This is a genomic window from bacterium (assembly GCA_040755755.1).
Taxonomy (GTDB): domain Bacteria; phylum SZUA-182; class SZUA-182; order DTGQ01; family DTGQ01; genus DTGQ01.
The window spans coordinates 50,153-71,439 of the sequence record JBFLZW010000061.1 but is presented as its reverse complement, the minus strand read 5'-3'; the positions used below and the strand labels follow the sequence as shown (position 1 = coordinate 71,439).

Genomic DNA, 21,287 nt, shown 5'->3' with positions numbered 1-21,287 from the left:
TCCATGAAAACCTCCCCCCCCACAACCTATCGCTCCTTTTATCTTGGCCTGACCGCTGCCGGGCTCATCGTCAGCCTGCTGGTGCATTTCAACATTCTGAGCCGGTACTACCAGCAGATATTTCTGTTTATCTGCATCAATATCGTCATGACCGTCAGCCTGAATCTGATCAATGGCTTTACGGGAGAGTTCTCCATTGGCCATGCGGCTTTTATGGCTATCGGGGCCTACACTTCATGTCTGGTGACGACGATTCTTTTTTCTGCGGCCAGATGGCCGGGCCTGTGGTCGGTTCCGCTTTTTCTGGCATCAGTCATGCTGGGCGGGCTGATATCGTTTGCCCTGGGCTATCTGGTCGGGCTTCCCATCCTGCGGCTTCGGGGGGATTATCTGGCCATTGTCACCCTGGCTCTGGTCGAGGTAGTGCGATCGGGCATCAAGCTCACCGATGAGCTGGCTGTGGCGCTCGATAAGGTTCACCTGTCCGCCCTCAGCCGGATTGCCCAGAAACTCGGCGGCCCCAGGGGGATCGGGCAGATTCCGGGGTTTACCAACATTTTCTGGGCAGTAGCGTTCACGCTGCTGACGGTTTCGGTTATCCACCGGCTTCTGCATTCCAGCTATGGCCGCGTATTTCTCTCCATGAGGGAAGATAACATTGCCGCTGAAATGATGGGGGTCGATCTTACCCGCTACAAGGTGCTCTCCTTTGCCATAGCCAGCTTCTTTGCCGGTTGCGGGGGCGGGCTGTATGCCCATGCCCTGCGCTATATCCATCCGGATAACTTTAACTTTATCAAGTCCATCGAATATCTGGTGTATCTGTATCTGGGAGGGATGGGCAGCCTGTGGGGGTCGATCATCGCTGCCGGATCGATGACTTTCCTGCTGGAATTTTTACGCATGGCCAACCTCCAGCAATGGCGGCTGGTGATTTACCCATTGATTTTAATCCTGGTCATGCTCAGAAAACCCGAAGGGTTATTCAAAAGGGATATGTAAAAAGGGACCTCTCAAAGGGATCGATACCATGGTGCTTCTGGTAGATGGCCTTCACAAATCCTTTGGCGGGTTGAAGGCGGTTTCAGATTTTTCCACCCGCATCAGGCAGGGGGAGATCGTTTCCCTTATCGGGCCCAATGGTGCCGGGAAGACGACCATCTTTAATCTTCTGACCGGATTCTATGTACCGGATGGCGGAAGCATTCAATTTCACGGCCGGGAGATTGCCGGCCAGAAACCCCACCTCATCGCCGCTGCCGGCATTTCGCGCACCTTCCAGAATATCCGGCTGTTTGGCCGGATGAGTGTGCTCGATAATGTCCGGCTTGCCTTTCACCTGCAAAAAAAGTACAACCTTGTGGATGCCATTATCCGGAGCAAAAACTTTCAGCAGGAGGAGGAGCGCATTACCGGCCTGAGTCTTTCTTTGCTCAAGACCTTTGATTTAACCGCAGAGCAGCACAAGCTGGCCCGCGAGCTGCCCTACGGGCTCCAGCGCAGGGTCGAGATTGCCCGGGCGGTAGCCACCGGTGCCCGGCTTCTTCTCCTGGATGAGCCGGCAGCAGGCATGAACCGCGTCGAGACGGATGAGTTGATGGGTCTGATCCGGTGGATCCGCAGGGAATTCCCTCTGACCATCCTGCTCATCGAACATCAGATGAGGATGATCATGGAGATCAGCGAGAGGATCATTGTCCTGAATTTCGGGGAAAAGATTGCCGAGGGCACTCCCGAAGCGATTCAGAAAGATCCCAAAGTCATCGAGGCTTACCTTGGAGGAGGGAACCGGGGAAAAGGGCATGAAGGAGGAAGCCAGGGGGATGATGCTTAAGGTCTGCAATCTCGATCTTCGCTACCAGCAGATTCAGGCGGTCAAGGGCCTTTCCTTCGAGGTGGCCGGGGCTGAAACCGTGGCCCTGCTCGGTGCCAACGGAGCCGGGAAAAGCAGCATCCTGCGGGCCATATCCGGCCTGATCCGCCCCTTCGGGGGTGAAATTTTCTTTGAGGGAATAAATATCACCCGCCTTGCTTCTCATGAGATCGTCAAACTGGGTATTGTCCATGTTCCGGAAGGCCGGGGAATCTTTGCCAACCTGAAGGTGATCGAAAACCTGGAAATGGCAGCTTTTCTGCGGCGGGACAAAAAAGCGATCAGACAGGACCTCGATCGTGTCTTCACCCTTTTTCCCGTACTCCACCAGCGGCAAAAGCAATACGGAGCCACCCTCTCCGGCGGAGAGCAGCAGATGCTGGCTATCGGCAGGGCTCTTTTGGCCGGAGGAAAGCTCATCCTGCTGGACGAACCCTCACTGGGGCTCGCTCCCCGGATCGTGGAAAATATCTTTCAGATTATTGCCAGAATCAATCAGGAGGGATTATCGATCCTGCTGGTTGAACAGAATGCCCAGAAAGCCCTGGAAATCTCTCACCGGGGGTATATTCTTGAAACCGGCAGCCTCGTTTTAGCTGATACAGCCTGGAATCTGGCCAATAATCAACAGGTCCGCAAGGCTTACCTGGGAGAGTAAATCGCCCATTCGAAAGCCCTCCCCTTCCTCACCCCCCGTGATAACTTCCATCACTGAAAGTCGTGAAAATATCTCGGTTTATCCGAAAAGTAGGGGCAACCGGCAGGCAAGACTCATAAATTTTTCTCTAATTTCAGGCTGGAAAGCAGTGTATATTTATTGAAACATGCGTAAAAAATCGGTTAATTTCGTAACACATCTGAACAGGAGACAGTCCATTACGATATATAACTGCTGAATATAACTGCTGAATGGGGAATAGAAAGCCGTTAAACGCTTTATCATAACCAGATCGTAAAAAATATAACTTCGTTTTATTTTTAGTTTGACAAAATCATTATGGTTCGATATCATAAGGGACGCTTTTCAAGAAAAGCTTAAAGACAAGGCTCGGAAAGAAGAGCCGGTAACCCAGCAATAAACCTGAAGAGGTTGAGGAGAGAGGAGTGTGTATGGTTAAGGAAAGCTGTTTTATCGATAGGGAAAAGAGAGAGAAATCCGCCTTCACAGCACCATTCCCCGTAAAAACGACATTCGCACATCTGAAATACTTAAATCCATATTCCGGCAGCCTGGCTCGGCCTTTATATCAGCAATGATAAACCGTGTCCCCAGGTATAACCTTATATAAAACGTCATTCTAACTCATCTTTCAGGATAATATATGAGCCATGATAAACACGAAAAGAATAGTTGTCTGTGATATCAAGCAATGCCTTAATTGCGGTAACTGCATCGATGCCTGCAAGAGAAGACACAAGGATGTTTCAAGGCATGTCAGAGACCGGTCCGCTCTCATCGGCATCAGTCTTATTCCCAACCTTTGCAAAATCTGTCGAAACCCTAAATGTATAGAAGCCTGCAACCGTCATGGTGTTGAAAGAGATGCCGAAGGGCATATCATCGTAACGGACAACTGTGTCGGCTGCGGACTCTGCATGAGAAGCTGTCCCTATAACGCCATCCTTGTTTTCTCGAAGCAGGAACAGGAATACTCATTTTGGGATAAATTGATGAGCTTCCTGAATCCGGGGCGAAAATCTCTGGAAGAGGCTCAGGGAAATGGCGGGGGTGGTGATTCAGGGGATGGAGGGTCGTTCTCCGAGAGTAAGGTCGATGAGATAATCAATCGATACCCCAGGAATTCAAGCGCCCTTATGGCCATTTTGCAGGATATCCAAGTCGAGTTCAACTATCTTCCCAAAGAGGTGCTGATCAGTGTTGCTCACAAGACCCGAATTCCTTTAAGCCGTATTTACAACGTGGCAACTTTTTACAATGCCTTCAGTCTTGTTCCTCGAGGGCGCCATATTATCAGCGTCTGTATGGGAACGGCCTGTCACGTCAGGGGATCAGGCAAGATTCTGGAGGAACTGGAACGATGCCTGAAAATAAAGGCAGGTGAGACAACCGAGGATCTGAAATTCACCCTGGAAGTTGTCAATTGCCTGGGTGCCTGTGCACTCGGCCCGGTAATGGTCATTGATGGTGAATATTTCGGAAAATTAACTCCCGATAAAGTGAAATCAACTTTGAAAATATTTGATTGATTATACTAGTTTGAGCGTATTGATTTCATAAGGAAAGAGGGTTATCTCTGGTGTTAAGATCAGCTAAAGACTTGAGAGATTTGCGGAAAAGTATTAATCAAAAGATTGATTACAATCAGCCCCGGATCACGGTTTGCGGGGGGACAGGCTGCCGTGCGTATAGTTGCGAGAAGGTAATCGCGGCTTTTAAAGATAATCTGGCCCAACTGGGTCTTACCGATAAGATACGGCTCCTGGTATCCGGATGTCATGGCTTCTGTGAATTGGGACCTTTGGTGGTTATCGGACCGCAGGGGATTTTCTACAATAGAATTACCCCTGAGGATACCAAAGAGATTATCGAAGAGACTATCCAGAAGGGCAACATTATCGACCGGCTCCTCTACAAAGATCCGGCCACCGGGAATAAGATAGTATATGAGAAGGACATTCCTTTTTACAAAGGTCAGAAGCGGATCGTCCTGAAAAATAATGGTCATATCGATCCCACCTCGATCGAGGATTACATTGCCTTCAATGGATTTGCTTCCCTGTCGAAATGCCTGTTCGAGCTGAGCCCGGAAGATATCATCAAAGAGGTCATCGACTCATGCCTCCGGGGGAGAGGCGGCGGCGGATTTCCGACCGGATTAAAATGGAAATTCACCTCGGAGAGCAAGGCGGATCAAAAATATGTGGTCTGCAATGCGGATGAAGGCGATCCCGGTGCCTACATGGATCGAAGCATCATGGAAGGCAATCCCTTCGCTGTCATTGAAGGCATGACCATAGCTGCCAGGGCAATAGGATCGAGCAAAGGCTATGTCTATATCCGGGCGGAATATCCTCTGGCCGTCCATCATCTCAATCTGGCCCTCAAGAGCACCCGTGAACATAACCTGTTAGGTGAAGATATTCTTGGATCAGGATTTTCTTTTGATATCGCTATCAGTAAAGGGAGCGGTGCCTTTGTCTGCGGCGAGGAGACAGCTTTGATCATGTCCATCGAAGGCCGTGAAGGCACGCCAAAACCCAAACCCCCGTTTCCGGCTCAAAAGGGACTCTGGGGCAAGCCGACCTTAATCAACAATGTGGAAACCTATGCCAACATTCCGATTATCATGGACCGGGGGGCGACCTGGTTTACGAGTTTCGGTACCGAAGGCAGTAAAGGCACCAAGGTTTTTTCCCTGGTCGGGAAAATCAATAACACCGGACTGGTGGAAGTTCCGATGGGAACTACGCTGCGGCAGATTATCTTTGATATCGGGGGCGGCATACCGAACAACAAAAAATTCAAAGCCGTTCAAACCGGCGGTCCATCAGGGGGATGTCTGCCCGAGCAGTTGCTCGATCTGACGATTGACTTCGACAAGCTTACCGAAGTCGGCTCCATGATGGGCTCCGGCGGTATGATTGTCATGGATGAAAATACCTGCATGGTGGATGTGGCCCGCTACTTCCTGACTTTTCTTCAGGATGAGTCGTGCGGCAAGTGCGTGCCCTGCCGTGAGGGGATTACCCAGATGTTGAGTATCGTTACCCGGTTTACCAAAGGGCAGGGGACTATGGAGGATTTGCAGCTCCTGCGGGAGCTTGCCCCGAATATCAAAAGCTCCGCTCTATGCGCTCTCGGTCAGACATCTGCCAATCCTGTCCTGGCTACCTTGAGATATTTCGAGCATGAATACCTGGCCCACATTCAGGATAAGCGATGTCCGGCCAAGGTGTGTAAAGCCCTTATCAAATACGGGATCGATCCGGAAAAATGCATCGGCTGCACCAAGTGTGCCCGCCAGTGTCCTGAGGGGGCAATCAGCGGCGAGAAGAAAGCTGTCCATACAATTAATGAATCAAAGTGTATACGGTGTGGGATTTGTTTCCAATCCTGCCCCAAGCACGCTGTTTGGGTAGAGTAGAACGGGAAGGGGTGATGACGGATGGAAAAACCTGTGACCACGATTTTATTGATCGAGGATGATCCAATTCATGCCAAGCTTATCAGAAGAGAATTGCATAATTTCGATGAATCTATCATCGTAGAGCATGTCCAGTCTGCCGAGGAAGGTTTTGGCTGCCTGGAAAAAGCTCCTGTCTATGACTTGATCGTTATCAATTATGACCTCCCTCGCAAGAATGGCCTTGAAGCTTTTCGAATTATTAAAACGGTGCATAATTTCAAAAAACCGGTAATTATGCTCCTGAGCCAAAAGTATGAAGCAAAAGCCGTAGATATCCTTAAGGAGGGGGTAACCAATTGCCTTATAAAAACTGAAGAGTATACGACAATTCTTCCCCATCTTATTCATGATTGCCTCGAACGCAGGCCTCATGAGCAGCAGGAGCGGGTAATACTCGAATACCGGCCCCAGGAAGAGCTTTTACGGTTTACGATCGATGGGCAGCCGGTTGTGGGGCGGAAAGACGAGACGGTACTGGATGTGGCGAAACGGTATGGCATCTATATCCCCACCCTGTGCTACCACCCCTCCGTAAGCCGGTTGGGTGCATGCCGCATCTGCCTGGTCGAGATCACCGTTGGCAAGATGACCCGCCTCCACCCCTCGTGCATGTTCCCGATACAAGAGGGCATTGTGGTGAAAACATCGACGGAAAATGTGAAAAACGTCCGCAAGATGATCCTGGAATTGCTCATGGCCAGATGCCCTGATGCCGAGGTAATCAGAGATATGGCCATATCTCTGGGAATCGAAAAGACCCGCTTCAGTATAAGGCTTGAGGCTGACAAATGCATCCTGTGTGGTCTGTGCGTCCGCGTTTGCGATGAGGTAATCGGGGCCAATGCCATCGGATTTTCCCACCGGGGCATTCACCGTAAAATCGGTACTCCCTTTATGGAACTTACCGACGCCTGCACCGGTTGTGCCGAGTGCGCCAAGGTCTGTCCAACTCAGGCCATTACCCTGGATCATATCGATCAGAAGGTTCGCAAAAAACGCCTGGCACGGGTTGCCGTGAAATGTGACAGTTGTGCGGGTTATAATAACCGGGCCTGTGTCAACAATTGTCCTACCGGTGCTCTCAAGGATATGACCATCAAGGAATTCCTCGACAAGAATAAAGGATCTATTAACGTGGAATTACGAGACCTTTTAAAATATTCACTTGAAGAAGCAAATGCAGAGGGAAAAAATGTCTGAATCAACGACTAAAAACCTCAACTCCATTTTTCAGATCACCTGGATTTTAATGGTTTGTTTGATCGCAGGGTACCTTTTCACGCTCTATCGGCCCTATCTTGCTGTTTCCGAATACGAGCAGCACCTCCATTCCCTGCTCCATGCCGATCTTAAGCCCTCGGGAACCGTCGGTCATGCCCTGGGTATTATCGGAACCATTTTAATGTTTCTGTCCTATATCCTGTACTTTCTGCGCAAGAGGGTGGAAAAGCTCGAATGTCTGGGGCCGCTCTCCCTATGGCTCGAAGTCCATATATTCTTTGGTATTCTCGGACCTGTCCTCATTTTCTTCCATTCTGGATTTGCCACCAAGGGCCTGGTGGGTGTTGCTTTCTGGCTGATGGTGGTGACGGTCATTTCGGGAATTTTCGGCAGGGTATTCTTCAGCTACTGCTTTTGGGGAATATCCAAAATATACGAACCGCTCTATGCCATAGATCATCTCATCGAGAGGGATTTACGAGAGGCCAGTAAGATCTCACCGATTATCAAGAGGATTCAGGAGGTAAAGCCGCCCGGTTTTCCCTGTACCTGTGGTATAATCGATGCCATCAAGCAGTGGAGATTCATCCGAAGAGAGACGGAAGAGCTGCTCACCCTCATCAATGACAGATATACCGATGCCGAGCATGAAGAATACAAGGTCTTGCGTACCTGGGGGGATGAGCTTATCAAGAGGATTCGTGAAGTGCGCTACATTTCCGTTCTCGATGTATATCTGTCCGCGTTGAATAAATGGGAGATTATCCATAAGGTTTGTAGTTACCTGTTATTTATCCTGGCAACCCTTCACATAATGGTGACCGTTTATTGGGGATATAGGTGGATATTCTAATGAAGAGAACTTTTTTATTTACCGCTTTCATTATTCTTGTCCTTGCCCTCAGTTTTTACTTTGGCTTCAATATCCGGTGGTCCAGGTTGTTTTCTCCCGGAGACCTTTCGGCAGCACACCAGGAGCTTGATTCAACAGGTGACTGCAATGCATGCCACACCAGGGGGAAAAGACTCGACACGGCCAAATGCCTGGCCTGCCATGATGAAATCAAAGCCAAGCTCGAAGCGGATTCGGGGATTCACTCCAAGAATTCCCGGCAGTGCATCTTTTGTCATTCAGAGCATCACGGATGCTCGTATCAGATTGTTCATCTTGACAAGGAATCGTTCGACCACAGCAAGACAGGATGGCCGCTGGAGGGAAAACATAACCTTCTGAAATGCCAGGCATGCCATCCAGAGGGCAGCTATCTGATACCGAAGAATGAATGTGTTCAATGTCATAAGGATGCGCATAACGGAGAAAACGGCACAGACTGCGCTGAATGCCATAATCCGAATTCATTTAAGGAGACGTAAAACTGCTCAGGTCCACAGAGGGGGCAAAGGCACGGAGTGAAAACTCTGTGCCTCTATGTCTCTGTGGTGTCCTTTGCTTTTTCCTTTGTCTTTTTGATTGTAATCAAGGCAAATCCGATCCCTTCCGGACATCAGGTCGAAAACCTCCTATCCCTTCAGCTATTCGGCTTATTTTCATCTATTCAATGAATATACCCTCAAATTTCAAGGATAAAAAATCATCCAGGCAGTGTCAAGGTTTTTGTGGAAAATCCCATAATCTCTCTTGACCTTCGAGGGTCAGTTGTGATACACAAAATAGTAAATACTTATACTGTCGTCATCATCACTTCTTGCGGATATTGGAGCCTGCGTGGATATGGAACCTATAACTACTGACCGATGTACAAAGCCAATTCTCAATAAGCTCTTTCTCCCGGTTTTTGCTTATCTTCCAGTCTTTATCTGCCTTATGTTCTGTATTTCTCTCTCTGCAGAAGCAGAGGGCAAAACCTCTTCCTGTTCCGCACGAAGGCCCATTCTCCATCCCCTTCAGGATGAAGTCTTGTCTATCCTTTACTCTCATCCGGCCATGAAGAAAATAAAGACCGGCATCTATATTGTCTCTCTGACAACCGGCCAGGTACTGGCTGACCTGTGCTCGGACGAGCTGTTTATTCCGGCCTCAAATCAAAAGCTGTTCATTTCAGCCGCAGCCTTGGCCAGGTTAAAACCGGATTATTCCTTTCCGACCGTTATCTACGCCAGGCAGATGTCTCCGGAGGGCGTTGTTTCGGGGCCTCTTTACATCAAGGGATTCGGGGACCCTCTGTTAGTAACCGAAGAGTTATATGAGCTGGCGCGCGAGGTCAAAGAAGCCGGTGTCAAAAAAGTCACCGAAGGAGTGATCTTTGACGATTCCTACTTTGCTCCTGAAGAGAATACGGAAAACCAGCGCGGTGGAGACCCCTCGCTCTGGTACCGGGCGGAAAGCGGAGCTTTGTCGATGAATTTCAACACCATAACCTTTGTGATCCGGCCTGCATCCAGGGTTGGACAAAAGCCCCTGGTCCAATGGGACCCTCCTTCAAGCGACGGGGCGATTCAGGTGATCAACAGGGCCACAACCACTGCCCGCTCTCCCCGAAAAGCTCTGACCATAGCCCATCGCTTCAAGGATGGGATAAACATATTCACGGTATCCGGGCAGATATCCATTCGTCATGCTCCCATGACTGTCTACCGGGCAATCAAGGCTCCATCCCGGTACACGGCTGAAGTGGTGAAAGGGCTGCTCAGGCAAAAAGGAATAGATATCTCAGGCCAGGTAAGACCGGGCATTGTTCCTGAAAATGCCAGGGTGATCTGTCAGCATCAGTCCAAACCTCTTTCGGATATTGTGGCCAGTCTCAACAAGTTCAGCAATAATTTTATCGCTCAGCAGCTCTTGAAAACCCTGGGGGCCCAGAGCAAGGGGGCACCGGGGAACACCGAGAAGGGACTGGCCGCGATCAGGGAGTTTCTGGAGGAATCCGGCCTGGGAGCTGAAAACTTTTTAGCCGCAGACGGATGCGGGCTATCGAGGAAGAATTTCACCACCCCCAAGAAGATTGTGGACCTTCTGACCTATATGCAGCAAAAGTTTGAATATCAGCCGGAATACTTTTCATCCCTGGCCATAGCCGGGGTTGACGGAACGATGAGAAAGCGGCTGAAGAGCCCGAAGGTGCAGGGCAGAGTGAGGGTCAAGACCGGACTGATCGATGGAGTCTCCTGCCTGTCCGGATATGTCTACTCTTACCGTAACGAGCTGATTGCCTTTTCAATCATGATGAATCAGGACAAAAATCAGCACCATATCTGCAAAGCCATCCAGGATAAAATCGTTGAATTTCTGCTAGATCCAAAATGATCGAATAGACAAATATGCTGATTTCCTTGACAATTTCCACCGATAAAGAAATGGAGAGTCATCTCTTGGGGTATTGACAAAGAGCAAAGTTTTGATTAGAATGAAAAAAAAGTAACACATTTTTACAAATAGGTAAACTCTATCATAGCATCCCGTGCCTGTTTAAACACTTGCATGTAATTGATCTCATGGACAATATTCTGATAGTTGACAGTCATCAGCAATATGCCAGCTACCTCGAAGCTCACCTGGCCCAGGAAGGTTATCAGGTGGCAGTTGCAACCTCCGGCGCCGAAGCCATGCAGAAAATTCAGCTCACTGACTTCAGCCTGATCTTCCTGGATTTGCAGGCGGAGATGGCTGAAATAAAGGCTATGGAATTCCTTGAGCATATCAAACAACTCTATCCCGAGATCCCGGTCATTATGATTTCAGGGCATGACTCACGGGAAGTGGCGGTTGAATCCTCCAGGAGGGGAGCTTATGACTTCCTGGTCAAGGGCTGCTCCCTGGACGAGATCCGGTTTGTGGTGAAAAAGAGCCTTGAGCGCAGAAGACTCGGTCTCAAGAATAAGCAGTTGGTTACTGAATTGCAGGAAAAAAATCAGGAATTGGAATGGAAGATCAAAGAGCTTTCCGTATTGTATGAAATTGCCCGGACCTTCGGCCTGCAGGCTAACCTTGATGAGGCCCTCGAACGACTTGCCCAGGTCATCAAACAGGTTCTGCCGGTCGATTATTTCCTGTGGTTTTCCTTTCAGAGTGAGCTTGGGGAATTGCATCTGCGGTTTGCCCAGGGAATCCCTGATGATATCCTCAAAAGGCTCAGTCTGGAGAAAATTCCGATGGAAAGCACTGACTGTTTCGGAAGGAATGGTCAGGAAGAAGACAATGACCAGTTTACCGGACCTCTGCTGGCCCATTTTCGGACACAGGGATTTCACGAGCTTATCCTGGAGTCCTTTCTCGCTGTTCCGATAACGATCGACCATGAGCTGTACGGAATCTTCTGCCTGGGGAGCAGTGTCAAAAAGGCATTTTCTTCTCTCGAGAGACGCCAATTCCTGTCGATCATTGCCTCACAGGCGGTTTCTCTGTATGAAAAGGCTTCCTGTATTGCAAAATCCACCCAACTGATCACTATGGGCGAGATGATTTCCGAAATCGCTCATGATCTGCGGCATCCAATCACCAAGATCAAGGGAGCGTTGCAGAACCTGGAGGACCGGTGGTATGATGACGACTTTCGAAACAAGTCCCTGGAAGTAGTGAATAACAGTGTTTTTCAGCTCAACGCACTGGTGAAGGAACTCCTGTTATTTTCAAACCCTGACCGGTTTCAAAGAAGAATAGTGGATTTAAACGCTACCCTGGACCAGGCATTGAATCTGGTGAGAAACGACCTCTATCGGCATAAGATTTCTCTCACTCGCGAATCGCTCCAGGATGTAAGCCCTACCTGTGTTAACGAAGAGCGGATCAAGGAGTCCTTTCTCAATATCATTGTCAATGCTATCGAGGCCATGCCTTATGGAGGAGAGCTTCGGGTTTCGGCCCAGAACTTCTCTGCTGACAGCTCTCAGGCAAAGTATGTGCTGGTACGGTTTACTGATACAGGGGTTGGAATCCCCTGCAAAATTCAAAAAAAAATTTTCGAGCATTTTTTCACCACCAAAGAATCGGGTACCGGATTAGGACTGGCTGCCGCCAACCAGATTATCCAGGCCCATAATGGTTATATCGAGGTCCAGAGCGAAGTTAATAAAGGAACCACCTTTCTGTTGTACATTCCCGTTAGTAAAGAGTAATGGTGGGCATCTCGGGACTGTCCGCATGGACCCGGGGGTATACAATGTCCAGGGAATTCAGGAACCACGGAGGCTGCTCCACTGCTGACGTGGTGTATGTAGGTAACCATAAGCTTCAATTTGACAATTATAATTAATCATCAATTTTCAGGAAAGCGTATAGGTGAGTTAAGTAAATGAAAGACAAGAAAGTAACAATTTTATTAGTTGACGATGACCCTGAATTGATCTGGATACTAACCGAGGCGCTGACTAAGGAAGGATATAAGATTTTTTCTGCCGAAGATGGGAAGACAGCTATTCAACAGGCCAGAAACGAGACTCCTGACCTGATACTGATGGACATCAGCATGCCGGATATTAACGGGATCGAGCTTCTGGGGAGGATCAAGGCCATTTCGAAGCGGATAGCCGTTATTATGCTTTCCGCACACGGAGAGGCCAAAAACGTTGTCAATGCCATGCATGCCGGAGCAGATGACTTTATTACCAAGCCGTTTGATAATGATGAGCTGAAAATTACCATTAACAAGGTGCTGGAGCGAAAAGCCCTGGCCTGTGAAAATGAATCCCTGAAGAAAAAGCTGAAATCCCGGGCTGAGTATGAAAACTTTATCGGCGACAGCAATCCGATCCTGAATATCAAAAAAATGATCGAGCAGGTAGCCGATACGGAATTGACAATCCTGGTCAGAGGGGAGAGCGGTACGGGAAAAGAACTGGTGACCAGGGCTATTCATTCACTTTCCAACCGTCGGGATAAACCGTTTATCAAGGTCAATTGTGCCACTCTTCCGGAGACTCTTCTTGAATCCGAGCTCTTTGGCTATGAGCGGGGGGCCTTTACCGGCGCTCAAAGGCCGAAACCCGGCCGGTTTGAGTTTGCCAATGAAGGAACGATATTCCTGGATGAAATCGGCGAAATGCCCCCTTCACTTCAGGCCAAGCTGCTTCAGGTTCTGGAAGAGAAAGAGTTCAGCCGTCTTGGCGGCAAGAAAAGCGTCAAGGTCGATGTCCGGATCATCGTTGCCACCAACCGTGATCTGGAAGAAGGTATCCGAAGCGGCAGCTTCAGGGAGGATCTCTTCTACCGGCTGAATGAAGTGACAATTTTTCTCCCCCCCTTGAGAGAACATAAAGAGGACATCTACCTTCTGGTAGATTATTTCATCAAAAAATATTCTTCTCTGTATAGTAAGGAAATCAGCTCAATATCCCCCCAGATCATGAACATTTTCATGAACTACGACTGGCCCGGAAATATCAGGGAATTAGAGAACCTGATCAAAAAAATCATCGTTCTGGGCAGCGAGGAAGTTGTTTATACCGTTATTCCCCACGATGTGGTTGAAGGGAAGATGGTTTATAAGAATACCAAAATTGTTCCCCTGAAAGAGGTCAGCCGCCTGGCCATTCAAAAGGCGGAAAAAGCTACGATTAAAAGTGTTCTGGCCAAAACCAACTGGAACCGGATTCAGGCTGCCAAGCTGCTTCAGGTCAGTTACCGGTCCCTGTTGAGCAAGATTAAAGAATACCAGATTCGGGAATAGTTATGAAAAAGACAAGAATTCAGGAGTCAGAAGCCAGGAGTCAGAATAAAAAATTTCTCCTGGCTTCTGACTTCTGACTCCTGTACCGAAAGCCAGCAATCCTGGCAAATTATGAAAGTGATTTCATAATTATGAACGAGGATTCATAATTTCCCATCCGATTTTGGTATTCTTTCTCTCCACGGGGAGCAGGGATCGGTCGAGAGATAAGAAGATGTTGTTTTTGGATGAAAAATAAGAGGGAGGAGGGTATTTTGGTTTCTCAAAGACCGATCTTTATGGTGGCATTTATTTTGCAAAGTGAGAATGTGTCTGGAGTATACTCTGATCGTGGCCGAAATATTATCCATCTCTCAAGTAGGGGAAGAACATCTGCTATGGGCTAGTGAATTCCTTTTTAGACAAGGCGTTAAGTGATAGATGAGGGGGGCTGAAAGAGCATGAGCGAGGTTAATCGCCTGAAGGATGAAAATGCAAGGTTAAAGTTGAAGTTAAAAAATATTATAAATGCATATAATAATTTAAAAAAGATGAATAAAGATTTAGTTGAAAATATTTTTGTTGATGAAAACACCCGGCTTTATAATGCACGATATCTCAGCATCAGACTCGATGAGGAGATGAAAAGAGCCAAGCGCTACAATCAGTTCCTTTCTCTTGTTCTGGTCAGTGTAACAGCGGGGGCGGAGGAGCAACCTGCGCAGATGTCTCATGAGAGGTGCTGTCTGTTTATGAGAAAACTTGGTGAGTTCATCAAAGCGAATCTTCGCGATACGGACATTCTCTCTCTCTACAATGACGAAGTCCTGGCCCTGATTCTGCCGGAAACAAGCATCGAGGGGGCTGTCTGTCTGTCCGAGCGATTAAAAGACCAGGTTTTGTTTGCCTTTTCGGGAATTGACCTTGAGGCGGCTGCTGCCAAAAAGAACACTTCCATCAGCATTGGTATCACCTCATATCCTACTGATGCCAGAGTAATTGATGAGCTCATCAAAAACGCTTCTCATATGCTGGAGTGCTCTCGGGACAGTGAGAATAATACTATTTACTGCTCAATTATGAATTGAGGAGAAGTTATCTCCTGCAGTACAAAGCTTTATCCCCCCAAAAAATCCCCCCGGCAATCGCATTTCAGTGTATCATATGCCATTGAACAGAACCAACGCCTACCTGTCGGTCTTCTGGAAAAATGAGCGGCTTTCTTCCACCAGGTCAAGATCCATCTCGGCCATAAGGACGTCTTCCCGCTCTCCTGCCTCGGCCAGGGTCTCCCCCCAGGGGGAGATGATGCAGGAGTGGCCGCAAAATACGGTCTGGCCGAAGATGCCGATAGCGTTGCATCCCGCTACAAACAGGTAATTTTCAATGGCCCTGGCCCGAAGGAGAATCCGCCAGTGGTCCATCCGCGGATGGGGAAACCGGGCGGGAACCAGAATAATATCCGCCCCCTGGCCGGCAAGGTCGGAAAACTGCGCCGGGAAGCGAAGATCGTAGCAGACAGCGATACCTATCCTGGCCAAAGGGGTATGAAAAACCGGGCAGTCCTGGCCGGGAGTAAAAAAGGCATTTTCTCCCATCGGGGGGAAAAGGTGGACTTTCCGATAACTCCCCAGAAGCTCTCCTCTGTCACTGAACAAAAAGGCCGTATTGTAAAACTTCCCCCCCGCTTTTTCCGGCAGGGTTCCGGCCACCAGATAAATCTTCAGTGCGCGGGCCATCCCGGAAAGCCAATCAAGGTTTTCAGAACACCAGGCCCCCTCATCCTCCTGAGCCCGGATGAGGTCAAAGTCATGCCCGGTGGTGAATAGCTCCGGCAGGCAGACAAGCTGCGCCCCCCGCCCGGCGGCCTCATGCATCAGCCGCTCTGCGGTGGTGCGGTTTTGATCGATCTTTCCCTGCATGGCTGCAAACTGGAGATGAGCCAGTCTCACTTTTCCGGCCATAGCTTTGTCCTCATGGTTTCATGGTCTTTTGAGGGGTACCAGGGGTATCCACAAGCAGGCGCTTCGGTTTGAACCAGAGCTCCTCTCTGGCAGCCTGCTGCTCATACTGGCCGGTGGCCGACTGCTGCGTCCCGCCCAAGTCAGTCAGGGCTTCGAAAATGCCGAGAAAACGATTTCCCGGATCATACCCTCTGAACAGATCCCCTTTCCGGAAACTCTCAGGGCACCTGAGCACCTCGCGGGGTGAAAGCGGGACGCCGTGCAGGGTCTTTCGCTCGGCTTCAGGCCCGATCTGGACAACGGGGAGGAATTTCAGCACCTCGTCAAGAGGGTGGATTCCGGCAGCCAGAATTTCTGCGGCATCCTTCTGCCTGATGACGTCAAAGGGAATGGCCTGCTCAATGGTCATATCACCTACCCTGCGCCGCTGCAGCGAGCTCATATGCCCTCCGACCCCGAGTTTCTGGCCTATATCAGCACACAGGGTCCTGATATAGGTTCCCTTGGAACAGGTGACATCAAAGGTCAGAAAAGGGAGGTCATAGCTTCGTATGGTCAGGCGGTAGATCCAGACCTTTCTTGGCTTTCGCTCGACCTCGACCCCTTCTCTGGCCAGCTCATACAGCCGCTTTCCCTGATGCCATAAAGCCGAAAACATGGGCGGCACCTGCTCGATCTCACCGCTCAATGAGCGTATAACCTCTCTGATTTCGCTCTCGGTAACGGCAACTTTCTCCGCCCGCTGCAGGACCGTGCCGGTTGAGTCCAGGGTGTCGGTAGTGACCCCAAGATGCAGGGTTGCCCGGTACTCCTTGGTGGTATCCATCAAAAAAGGCACAATCTTGGTGGCCTTGCCCAGACAGATGAGGAGAACCCCGCTGGCCTCCGGATCCAGGGTACCGGCATGTCCGACCTTTTTGACCCTGGTTATCCTTTTAATTCCGGCCACAACGTCAAACGAGGTTATCCCCTCGGTCTTATTGATATTTAATACTCCATCCTGCATGTTCATGGGAAACTTTTCTGTATCATTCTGCCTGGCGGATCAAAAATTCCCTGCTTCTTAGTGTTTCTTTGGGGACATATTTTTTCATTGAAGGTTCTATCACTAGCCAGTAGTCATTTAACCCGGCCTTTAAGGCAGCCTTTTGAATCCAGCCTGAACAAAATGTTTGTCAAAGGTAAGGGCTGTTCTGATCTTAAGCTGCTCCATTACTAAAAATGAAATGCAGTCAGTCAGTGAGTAAGATTTATCCGTATGCTGCTTGAAATACTGCCATCCCTGGTAGAACAATGCCTCATTAATGAGGTAGTCACCAATTTTGGCAATGCTGCAACAAATTGTTGCCAATGTTTATATGAATCCTCGTGGTGTTGATCATCTCCTGCCTCAAGTGCTATGATATAACTTGTATCAAGGAAAAGAGGCATCATGTACTGGAACCATAAATATATTTATCATGATGTTCGGAAGCGTCCGATGCGCTGCAGATGACAGGGTGCTTGCCAAATTCCATGATTGGATCACCATTGGTGGCCGGTACAACTACGATCAAGTTATTCTCCTTCCGGATTTCCACCTCTTCGACTCCTTCAAGAAGCTCCTTGGGAACAACCACTCCTTGTTCAGTTACTTTAACTTTCATTATATCTTACCTCACACTTTCCCTCATCCCTCATGTCTGCACCTGGAGGAGAGCTCCTCCCCTTCAGGCCCCCACCTTTACGGGGCTTAAAATCCCCTGGAGGGTGGCGATTGCCGACAGGACCGCCAGGCAACTGGTTTTCGGATTTGCGGCTGAGGGGACATTCTCTGTCCGGGTAACGATCCGCCCTGATTCTCCCATGATCTCGATTTCATGGATATTACTGGTAACGCCGGGGTCGGCTATGATCCGGACTCTGGTCTTATCAGGTCCAAGAGCGGCCAGGCTCAAGGTTGCGGCTACATTGATATTTTGAGGAAATGCCCGGACCGCCTCGTGAGCCGTCCCCTCGAAGATCACCATTTCCCGGTCCAGGGCATCCAGATTGATTCCCTTTTCCGTACAGTGAGGGGCCCCTTTCAGTCCCCGGGGAGGTTTTCGCGTGGTCAGGGTCACTGAATCGATTTTTGCCAGATTGGCCGCTCTGAGAGCATCCAGGCCGGCGATTGCTCCCGATGGAATATACAGACGGCACCCGGAATCCGGAATCCGCTCCCATATCCAGGTGAGCGGCAGGAGCCCGCCCACGCTCATGATCAGTACCTCTTTGCCCTGATCCAGGACCATCTCCATGAGTGACGGGACCACGTTCTGGTTGGCTGCCTCCACGACCAGATCCACCCGGCGGACCAGTTCCGGGATAAGGAGAACCTCGCAAGGGTTTGCGAGCTGATCGGCCAGCCGCTGGGCCTTTACTTCATCCATATCGGCCACAGCCACAAGGTCTGCGGCAATCTTCCCCTGGTCAATGGCCAGACAAATCTGAGCCCCGATAGTCCCGCATCCAATTACCCCGATTTTTTTCATCTTTCTCTTCCCCTCGATATGCTTTGGTTGGACATAAAGCTATTCTTTCACTGCCAAATAACAAATAATCCGAAATGCCGCTGCCCGCGATTGGCCCAGGCCGCACGGTCAACGCTGCCAGACCCCGCCCCGGCCTTACTCCGGGCATCAGGCTTTTTCAGACTGTTTTATAATACTCTTATCAATACCTTAAGTCAATGGCTCAAACACCGCTGATGATGAAGGCTCCGGGTGAAAGTGGGGGCGATTAAGGAAACATCATTGGAGGGGCTCCCCCCCTGTGCCTTCCCTTGGGTGGCCACAGGGGGGGAGCCCCTACTCTAGAGAATAGGGGTTACCTTTGCCTTATGCCTTTCGCCCGCTCTCTCTGAGCTTTCTGAGTGAGGCGTCGATAAATGCGGGGATATCATCCGGCCCGCGACTGGAGATCAGATTCCCGTCCTCCACTACCGGCTGGTTAATAAACTCCGCTCCTGCATTTTTGATATCCTGGATAATGGATTTCCAGCCGGTAACTTTCCTTCCTCTCAATGCCTGGGCTGTAATCAGGAGCTGCGGCCCATGGCAAATGGCAAAAACAGGCTTGCGGCTGGTCATAAACTCAGCGACGAAACGAACTGCATCCTCGTTGGCTCTCAACCGGTCAGGTGAATACCCACCCGGAATGAGAAGGGCATCGAAATTGTCCACCGAAGCCTCGTTCACTGTCTGGTCGATTTTAACCGGGGTCCCCCTGGACTTGCCTTTAACCATTATTCCACTTTCCAATCCTATATGTACCACATGGTGTCCCGCTTCCCGGAAAGCCTCTGCCGGTCTGGTATATTCACTGTCCTCGAACATATCAGTTATGATAACTGCAATTTCGCTCATGATTTATTCCTTTCCAGATAAGACATTCAGCCTGTTTCTCGGTCAGCACGAAGGATAACCTTTACGCTAACCATCTGATATCTCTTGAACACAGAGCTTATCCGGCCTGTCGGGAAGAGCCTGGCGGGCGGGTCCATAAATTCTATGGTATCGATACATAAAAATTCCGATTCCCCGCCCTCGTGCACCGGTCTCTTTACTCATAGCCATCGCTTGTCCTTTCAAGTGGTTGAGCCTTGGCCGGTTCATATTCTTACCCTGCATTTGGGTTGGTATATATGTTGCTGTACTGAGAGAGCAAGGAGGCAGGTTGAGTAGCCAGGCTTGTCACGAAGCTGATACTCTCTTTTATCGTCAACGCGCAGGCGTTAGAGCAAATAAAGGTAGGCCAGGGATATAGCAAAAATATCAATACTTCAACCAGGCATAGAAATAATCAATCCAAAAGCATGTTCCCTTTCATGGTGAATTCCTCGCGGTACAGGCTCATGTTCCATCGCTGCTGCCATTCCCATTAGCTGAGTTCTTAAGGTTAATCTCGTATGTTGTCTCCATCAATGTCATGCAAAGGAGGTGAGGCTCTCAGGAAAAATTTTTTGGAGATTCGCTCATATTCCTCTGAAAAAGAAATAGCCCGTTTCCCTCATCCTGCGATGTTCAGGGATGAATAGATCGGGAGAACGAAAAATTCCCCTGTTCTTTTTTCCCCCATAAGTATATTTCTTTTCAATCGGGCAGGAGAGAAACAGCTCCAGCTTCTTTCCCCTTGGGGAAGAAGATCGGGGATAACAAGGGAAGGCTGTTGGATTTACGGTAACAGGAGCGCATGAAAAATCTCTCTTCCAGGTATTGGACTTTGGCGGGATATATCCCTGCCCTGCAAATTGATTCTCCGGCCATTGTCTGATCCTGAAAACATACCTTTCTGGAGTGGAAGAACCGGCAAGGAGCAAAAAATAGACTGGTGGCGCAGGTTGAATTCGGAAATTCAGGGAGGAGCAGGCAGAGGATAGCGGAGGGTGGGGATTTTTATCCAGCATTCTGAAACAAGGGGGAATTGAGGGCTGTTCATCCCCGAACCGCAGGGAGAGGGAAAATGCGGCTATGCAAATTTATGATATGAGCGAACGGAGTTTACTTTATTTCCGGTTAATCAATTCAGTTAATACGCAACAATCGCAACCAAAAAGGAGATATGTACATGCTTTCACAAAAGCGCCGTCTTTGTTTATTGGGCATAGGATTGCTCATACTCGCAGGGCTTGCTCTGCTCTCTGCTCCGGTAGCTCAGGCAGTCCTTCTGCCGACAGCGACAGTCAAGACCTGGATAAACCTTCCTCCCTATAACACCCTGTGGCCTCTGTGGTCTCCACCTCTGTCCCCTGTCAATCCATTGACCGGGCTGGCCACACCGATCGTCAGCAACTTGAATCCATCCACCGTCCTTCCGGTGCAACCCGGTCTGACCTGGGATCCCCGCAAGACCTATCCCTGGCTGCTGTATAATACACCACTGGGTATGGCCTATTATGATCCTCTCTATGGGATCGATACCTGGCCGCCGGATTATTTCAAAGACCCTATTACCGGCCTTCCCCTTCCGATCGATCTTTCTTTGATTCTCGGATGGAGCACACTGGCACCTACGTCCACAAGCTGGCTGAGCAACAATGTGCCGGTAGCCAACAATGCCTTTATCAATGCCTATCCGGCCTATGCCGTTGCCTATGAGATTCTGCAGGGAGGGACCCTGGCCAGTTATCCGATCTTTGCCGCACTCCTCAATCCTCCTCCTCCGCTGCAATCACTGCTGACTCCGGCTTTGTTGCTCGGCCTGGGGGCATTGGCGCCATAAGGGTTTCATGAGCTGCAAGTTTGTTTTTCCGGTTTTTGAAGGATTGCAGAGTTTAGGGAGACTGATGAAGGAATTTTCTGCTTGTGAGGTTTGAATTTTTTAATTCCTTCTCCTGTCTTGTTGAGATTTGCGCCAGGCAGATAAGCATATCTGCCTGGCGCTCGATTTTTCCCCCTCGGCTTTCTCTCTCCCCAGCGCCTTTTCTGATGGCGCGGGTGGCGGGGCCAAAAGGCCCGCC

Annotated in this window: 19 protein-coding genes and 1 pseudogene; 14 read left to right on the top strand and 6 right to left on the bottom strand. The window is 49.4% G+C overall.

Annotated elements, in window-relative coordinates; genetic code table 11:
- The first annotated feature begins 3 nt into the window (after window positions 1-3).
- The 13 genes and pseudogenes from AB1611_18095 (at window position 4) to AB1611_18035 (ending at window position 14,932) form a co-directional block, all read left to right on the top strand.
- Window positions 4-1,002: a branched-chain amino acid ABC transporter permease gene (locus AB1611_18095; GenBank protein MEW6381494.1), complete on the top strand. Its 999-nt coding sequence runs from the start codon at window positions 4-6 to the stop codon at window positions 1,000-1,002.
- Between the two features lie 28 nt (window positions 1,003-1,030).
- The gene (locus AB1611_18090; protein ID MEW6381493.1) at window positions 1,031-1,834 is read left to right on the top strand and encodes an ABC transporter ATP-binding protein; all 804 of its coding nucleotides are present in this window, start codon (window positions 1,031-1,033) and stop codon (window positions 1,832-1,834) included.
- Window positions 1,827-2,531 carry an ABC transporter ATP-binding protein gene (locus tag AB1611_18085; protein ID MEW6381492.1) on the top strand — a complete coding sequence of 235 codons (705 nt, stop codon included), beginning with the start codon at window positions 1,827-1,829 and terminating at the stop codon, window positions 2,529-2,531. The genes AB1611_18090 and AB1611_18085 overlap by 8 nt, the downstream gene beginning before the upstream one ends.
- Window positions 2,532-3,202: 671 nt before the next feature.
- Window positions 3,203-3,493: pseudogene (locus tag AB1611_18080) on the top strand (4Fe-4S binding protein).
- Between the two features lie 159 nt (window positions 3,494-3,652).
- Window positions 3,653-4,081: an NAD(P)H-dependent oxidoreductase subunit E gene (locus tag AB1611_18075; GenBank protein ID MEW6381491.1), complete on the top strand. Its 429-nt coding sequence runs from the start codon at window positions 3,653-3,655 to the stop codon at window positions 4,079-4,081.
- Between the two features lie 50 nt (window positions 4,082-4,131).
- The gene (nuoF, locus tag AB1611_18070; protein ID MEW6381490.1) at window positions 4,132-5,979 is read left to right on the top strand and encodes an NADH-quinone oxidoreductase subunit NuoF; all 1,848 of its coding nucleotides are present in this window, start codon (window positions 4,132-4,134) and stop codon (window positions 5,977-5,979) included.
- A 21-nt stretch (window positions 5,980-6,000) separates the two neighbouring features.
- Window positions 6,001-7,221 (top strand): 2Fe-2S iron-sulfur cluster-binding protein, encoded by a 1,221-nt coding sequence (locus tag AB1611_18065; GenBank protein ID MEW6381489.1) that lies wholly within the window; start codon window positions 6,001-6,003, stop codon window positions 7,219-7,221.
- On the top strand, window positions 7,214-8,095 hold the full coding sequence (locus AB1611_18060; protein MEW6381488.1) for a hypothetical protein: 882 nt from the start codon (window positions 7,214-7,216) through the stop codon (window positions 8,093-8,095). Before AB1611_18065 ends, AB1611_18060 begins: the two co-directional genes overlap by 8 nt.
- On the top strand, window positions 8,095-8,616 hold the full coding sequence (locus AB1611_18055; GenBank protein MEW6381487.1) for a hypothetical protein: 522 nt from the start codon (window positions 8,095-8,097) through the stop codon (window positions 8,614-8,616). Before AB1611_18060 ends, AB1611_18055 begins: the two co-directional genes overlap by 1 nt.
- Window positions 8,617-8,974: 358 nt before the next feature.
- The gene (gene dacB, locus AB1611_18050; protein ID MEW6381486.1) at window positions 8,975-10,507 is read left to right on the top strand and encodes a D-alanyl-D-alanine carboxypeptidase/D-alanyl-D-alanine-endopeptidase; all 1,533 of its coding nucleotides are present in this window, start codon (window positions 8,975-8,977) and stop codon (window positions 10,505-10,507) included.
- A 188-nt stretch (window positions 10,508-10,695) separates the two neighbouring features.
- Window positions 10,696-12,315 (top strand): ATP-binding protein, encoded by a 1,620-nt coding sequence (locus AB1611_18045; protein ID MEW6381485.1) that lies wholly within the window; start codon window positions 10,696-10,698, stop codon window positions 12,313-12,315.
- 176 nt (window positions 12,316-12,491) lie between these two features.
- Entirely contained in the window at window positions 12,492-13,865 is a 1,374-nt protein-coding gene (locus AB1611_18040) for a sigma-54 dependent transcriptional regulator (GenBank protein MEW6381484.1), read from the top strand.
- Between the two features lie 530 nt (window positions 13,866-14,395).
- The gene (locus tag AB1611_18035) at window positions 14,396-14,932 is read left to right on the top strand and encodes a diguanylate cyclase (GenBank protein MEW6381483.1); all 537 of its coding nucleotides are present in this window, start codon (window positions 14,396-14,398) and stop codon (window positions 14,930-14,932) included.
- Between the two features lie 99 nt (window positions 14,933-15,031).
- Here AB1611_18035 and AB1611_18030 read toward each other — a convergent pair whose 3' ends face one another.
- From AB1611_18030 to AB1611_18005, 6 genes are all read right to left on the bottom strand, one after another.
- Window positions 15,032-15,808 carry a carbon-nitrogen family hydrolase gene (locus tag AB1611_18030; GenBank protein MEW6381482.1) on the bottom strand — a complete coding sequence of 259 codons (777 nt, stop codon included), beginning with the start codon at window positions 15,806-15,808 and terminating at the stop codon, window positions 15,032-15,034.
- A gap of 10 nt (window positions 15,809-15,818) precedes the next feature.
- The gene (gene truB, locus AB1611_18025; protein MEW6381481.1) at window positions 15,819-16,820 is read right to left on the bottom strand and encodes a tRNA pseudouridine(55) synthase TruB; all 1,002 of its coding nucleotides are present in this window, start codon (window positions 16,818-16,820) and stop codon (window positions 15,819-15,821) included.
- Between the two features lie 418 nt (window positions 16,821-17,238).
- On the bottom strand, window positions 17,239-17,454 hold the full coding sequence (locus AB1611_18020) for a hypothetical protein (protein ID MEW6381480.1): 216 nt from the start codon (window positions 17,452-17,454) through the stop codon (window positions 17,239-17,241).
- A gap of 63 nt (window positions 17,455-17,517) precedes the next feature.
- On the bottom strand, window positions 17,518-18,321 hold the full coding sequence (locus AB1611_18015; protein ID MEW6381479.1) for an aspartate dehydrogenase: 804 nt from the start codon (window positions 18,319-18,321) through the stop codon (window positions 17,518-17,520).
- 345 nt (window positions 18,322-18,666) lie between these two features.
- Window positions 18,667-19,194, bottom strand: coding sequence for a type 1 glutamine amidotransferase domain-containing protein (locus AB1611_18010; protein ID MEW6381478.1), 528 nt, complete (start codon window positions 19,192-19,194; stop codon window positions 18,667-18,669).
- Between the two features lie 726 nt (window positions 19,195-19,920).
- On the bottom strand, window positions 19,921-20,094 hold the full coding sequence (locus AB1611_18005) for a hypothetical protein (GenBank protein ID MEW6381477.1): 174 nt from the start codon (window positions 20,092-20,094) through the stop codon (window positions 19,921-19,923).
- A 301-nt stretch (window positions 20,095-20,395) separates the two neighbouring features.
- On the opposite strand from AB1611_18005, the gene AB1611_18000 reads away from it, so the two are divergent.
- Window positions 20,396-21,049: a hypothetical protein gene (locus AB1611_18000; protein MEW6381476.1), complete on the top strand. Its 654-nt coding sequence runs from the start codon at window positions 20,396-20,398 to the stop codon at window positions 21,047-21,049.
- Window positions 21,050-21,287 lie beyond the last annotated feature (238 nt).

Bases quoted from the DNA above. Each gene is read 5' to 3' on its own strand.
- dacB (MEW6381486.1), top strand. From the start codon at position 8,975: ATGGAACCTATAACTACTGACCGATGTACAAAGCCAATTCTCAATAAG.
- AB1611_18055 (MEW6381487.1), top strand. From the start codon at position 8,095: ATGAAGAGAACTTTTTTATTTACCGCTTTCATTATTCTTGTCCTTGCC.
- AB1611_18090 (MEW6381493.1), top strand. From the start codon at position 1,031: ATGGTGCTTCTGGTAGATGGCCTTCACAAATCCTTTGGCGGGTTGAAG.
- AB1611_18030 (MEW6381482.1), bottom strand. From the start codon at position 15,808: ATGGCCGGAAAAGTGAGACTGGCTCATCTCCAGTTTGCAGCCATGCAG.
- AB1611_18060 (MEW6381488.1), top strand. From the start codon at position 7,214: ATGTCTGAATCAACGACTAAAAACCTCAACTCCATTTTTCAGATCACC.
- AB1611_18010 (MEW6381478.1), bottom strand. From the start codon at position 19,194: ATGAGCGAAATTGCAGTTATCATAACTGATATGTTCGAGGACAGTGAA.
- AB1611_18085 (MEW6381492.1), top strand. From the start codon at position 1,827: ATGCTTAAGGTCTGCAATCTCGATCTTCGCTACCAGCAGATTCAGGCG.
- AB1611_18035 (MEW6381483.1), top strand. From the start codon at position 14,396: ATGAATAAAGATTTAGTTGAAAATATTTTTGTTGATGAAAACACCCGG.
- AB1611_18020 (MEW6381480.1), bottom strand. From the start codon at position 17,454: ATGAAAGTTAAAGTAACTGAACAAGGAGTGGTTGTTCCCAAGGAGCTT.
- AB1611_18015 (MEW6381479.1), bottom strand. From the start codon at position 18,321: ATGAAAAAAATCGGGGTAATTGGATGCGGGACTATCGGGGCTCAGATT.
- AB1611_18045 (MEW6381485.1), top strand. From the start codon at position 10,696: ATGGACAATATTCTGATAGTTGACAGTCATCAGCAATATGCCAGCTAC.
- truB (MEW6381481.1), bottom strand. From the start codon at position 16,820: ATGAACATGCAGGATGGAGTATTAAATATCAATAAGACCGAGGGGATA.
- AB1611_18040 (MEW6381484.1), top strand. From the start codon at position 12,492: ATGAAAGACAAGAAAGTAACAATTTTATTAGTTGACGATGACCCTGAA.
- AB1611_18065 (MEW6381489.1), top strand. From the start codon at position 6,001: ATGGAAAAACCTGTGACCACGATTTTATTGATCGAGGATGATCCAATT.
- AB1611_18095 (MEW6381494.1), top strand. From the start codon at position 4: ATGAAAACCTCCCCCCCCACAACCTATCGCTCCTTTTATCTTGGCCTG.
- AB1611_18000 (MEW6381476.1), top strand. From the start codon at position 20,396: ATGCTTTCACAAAAGCGCCGTCTTTGTTTATTGGGCATAGGATTGCTC.
- AB1611_18005 (MEW6381477.1), bottom strand. From the start codon at position 20,094: ATGGCCGGAGAATCAATTTGCAGGGCAGGGATATATCCCGCCAAAGTC.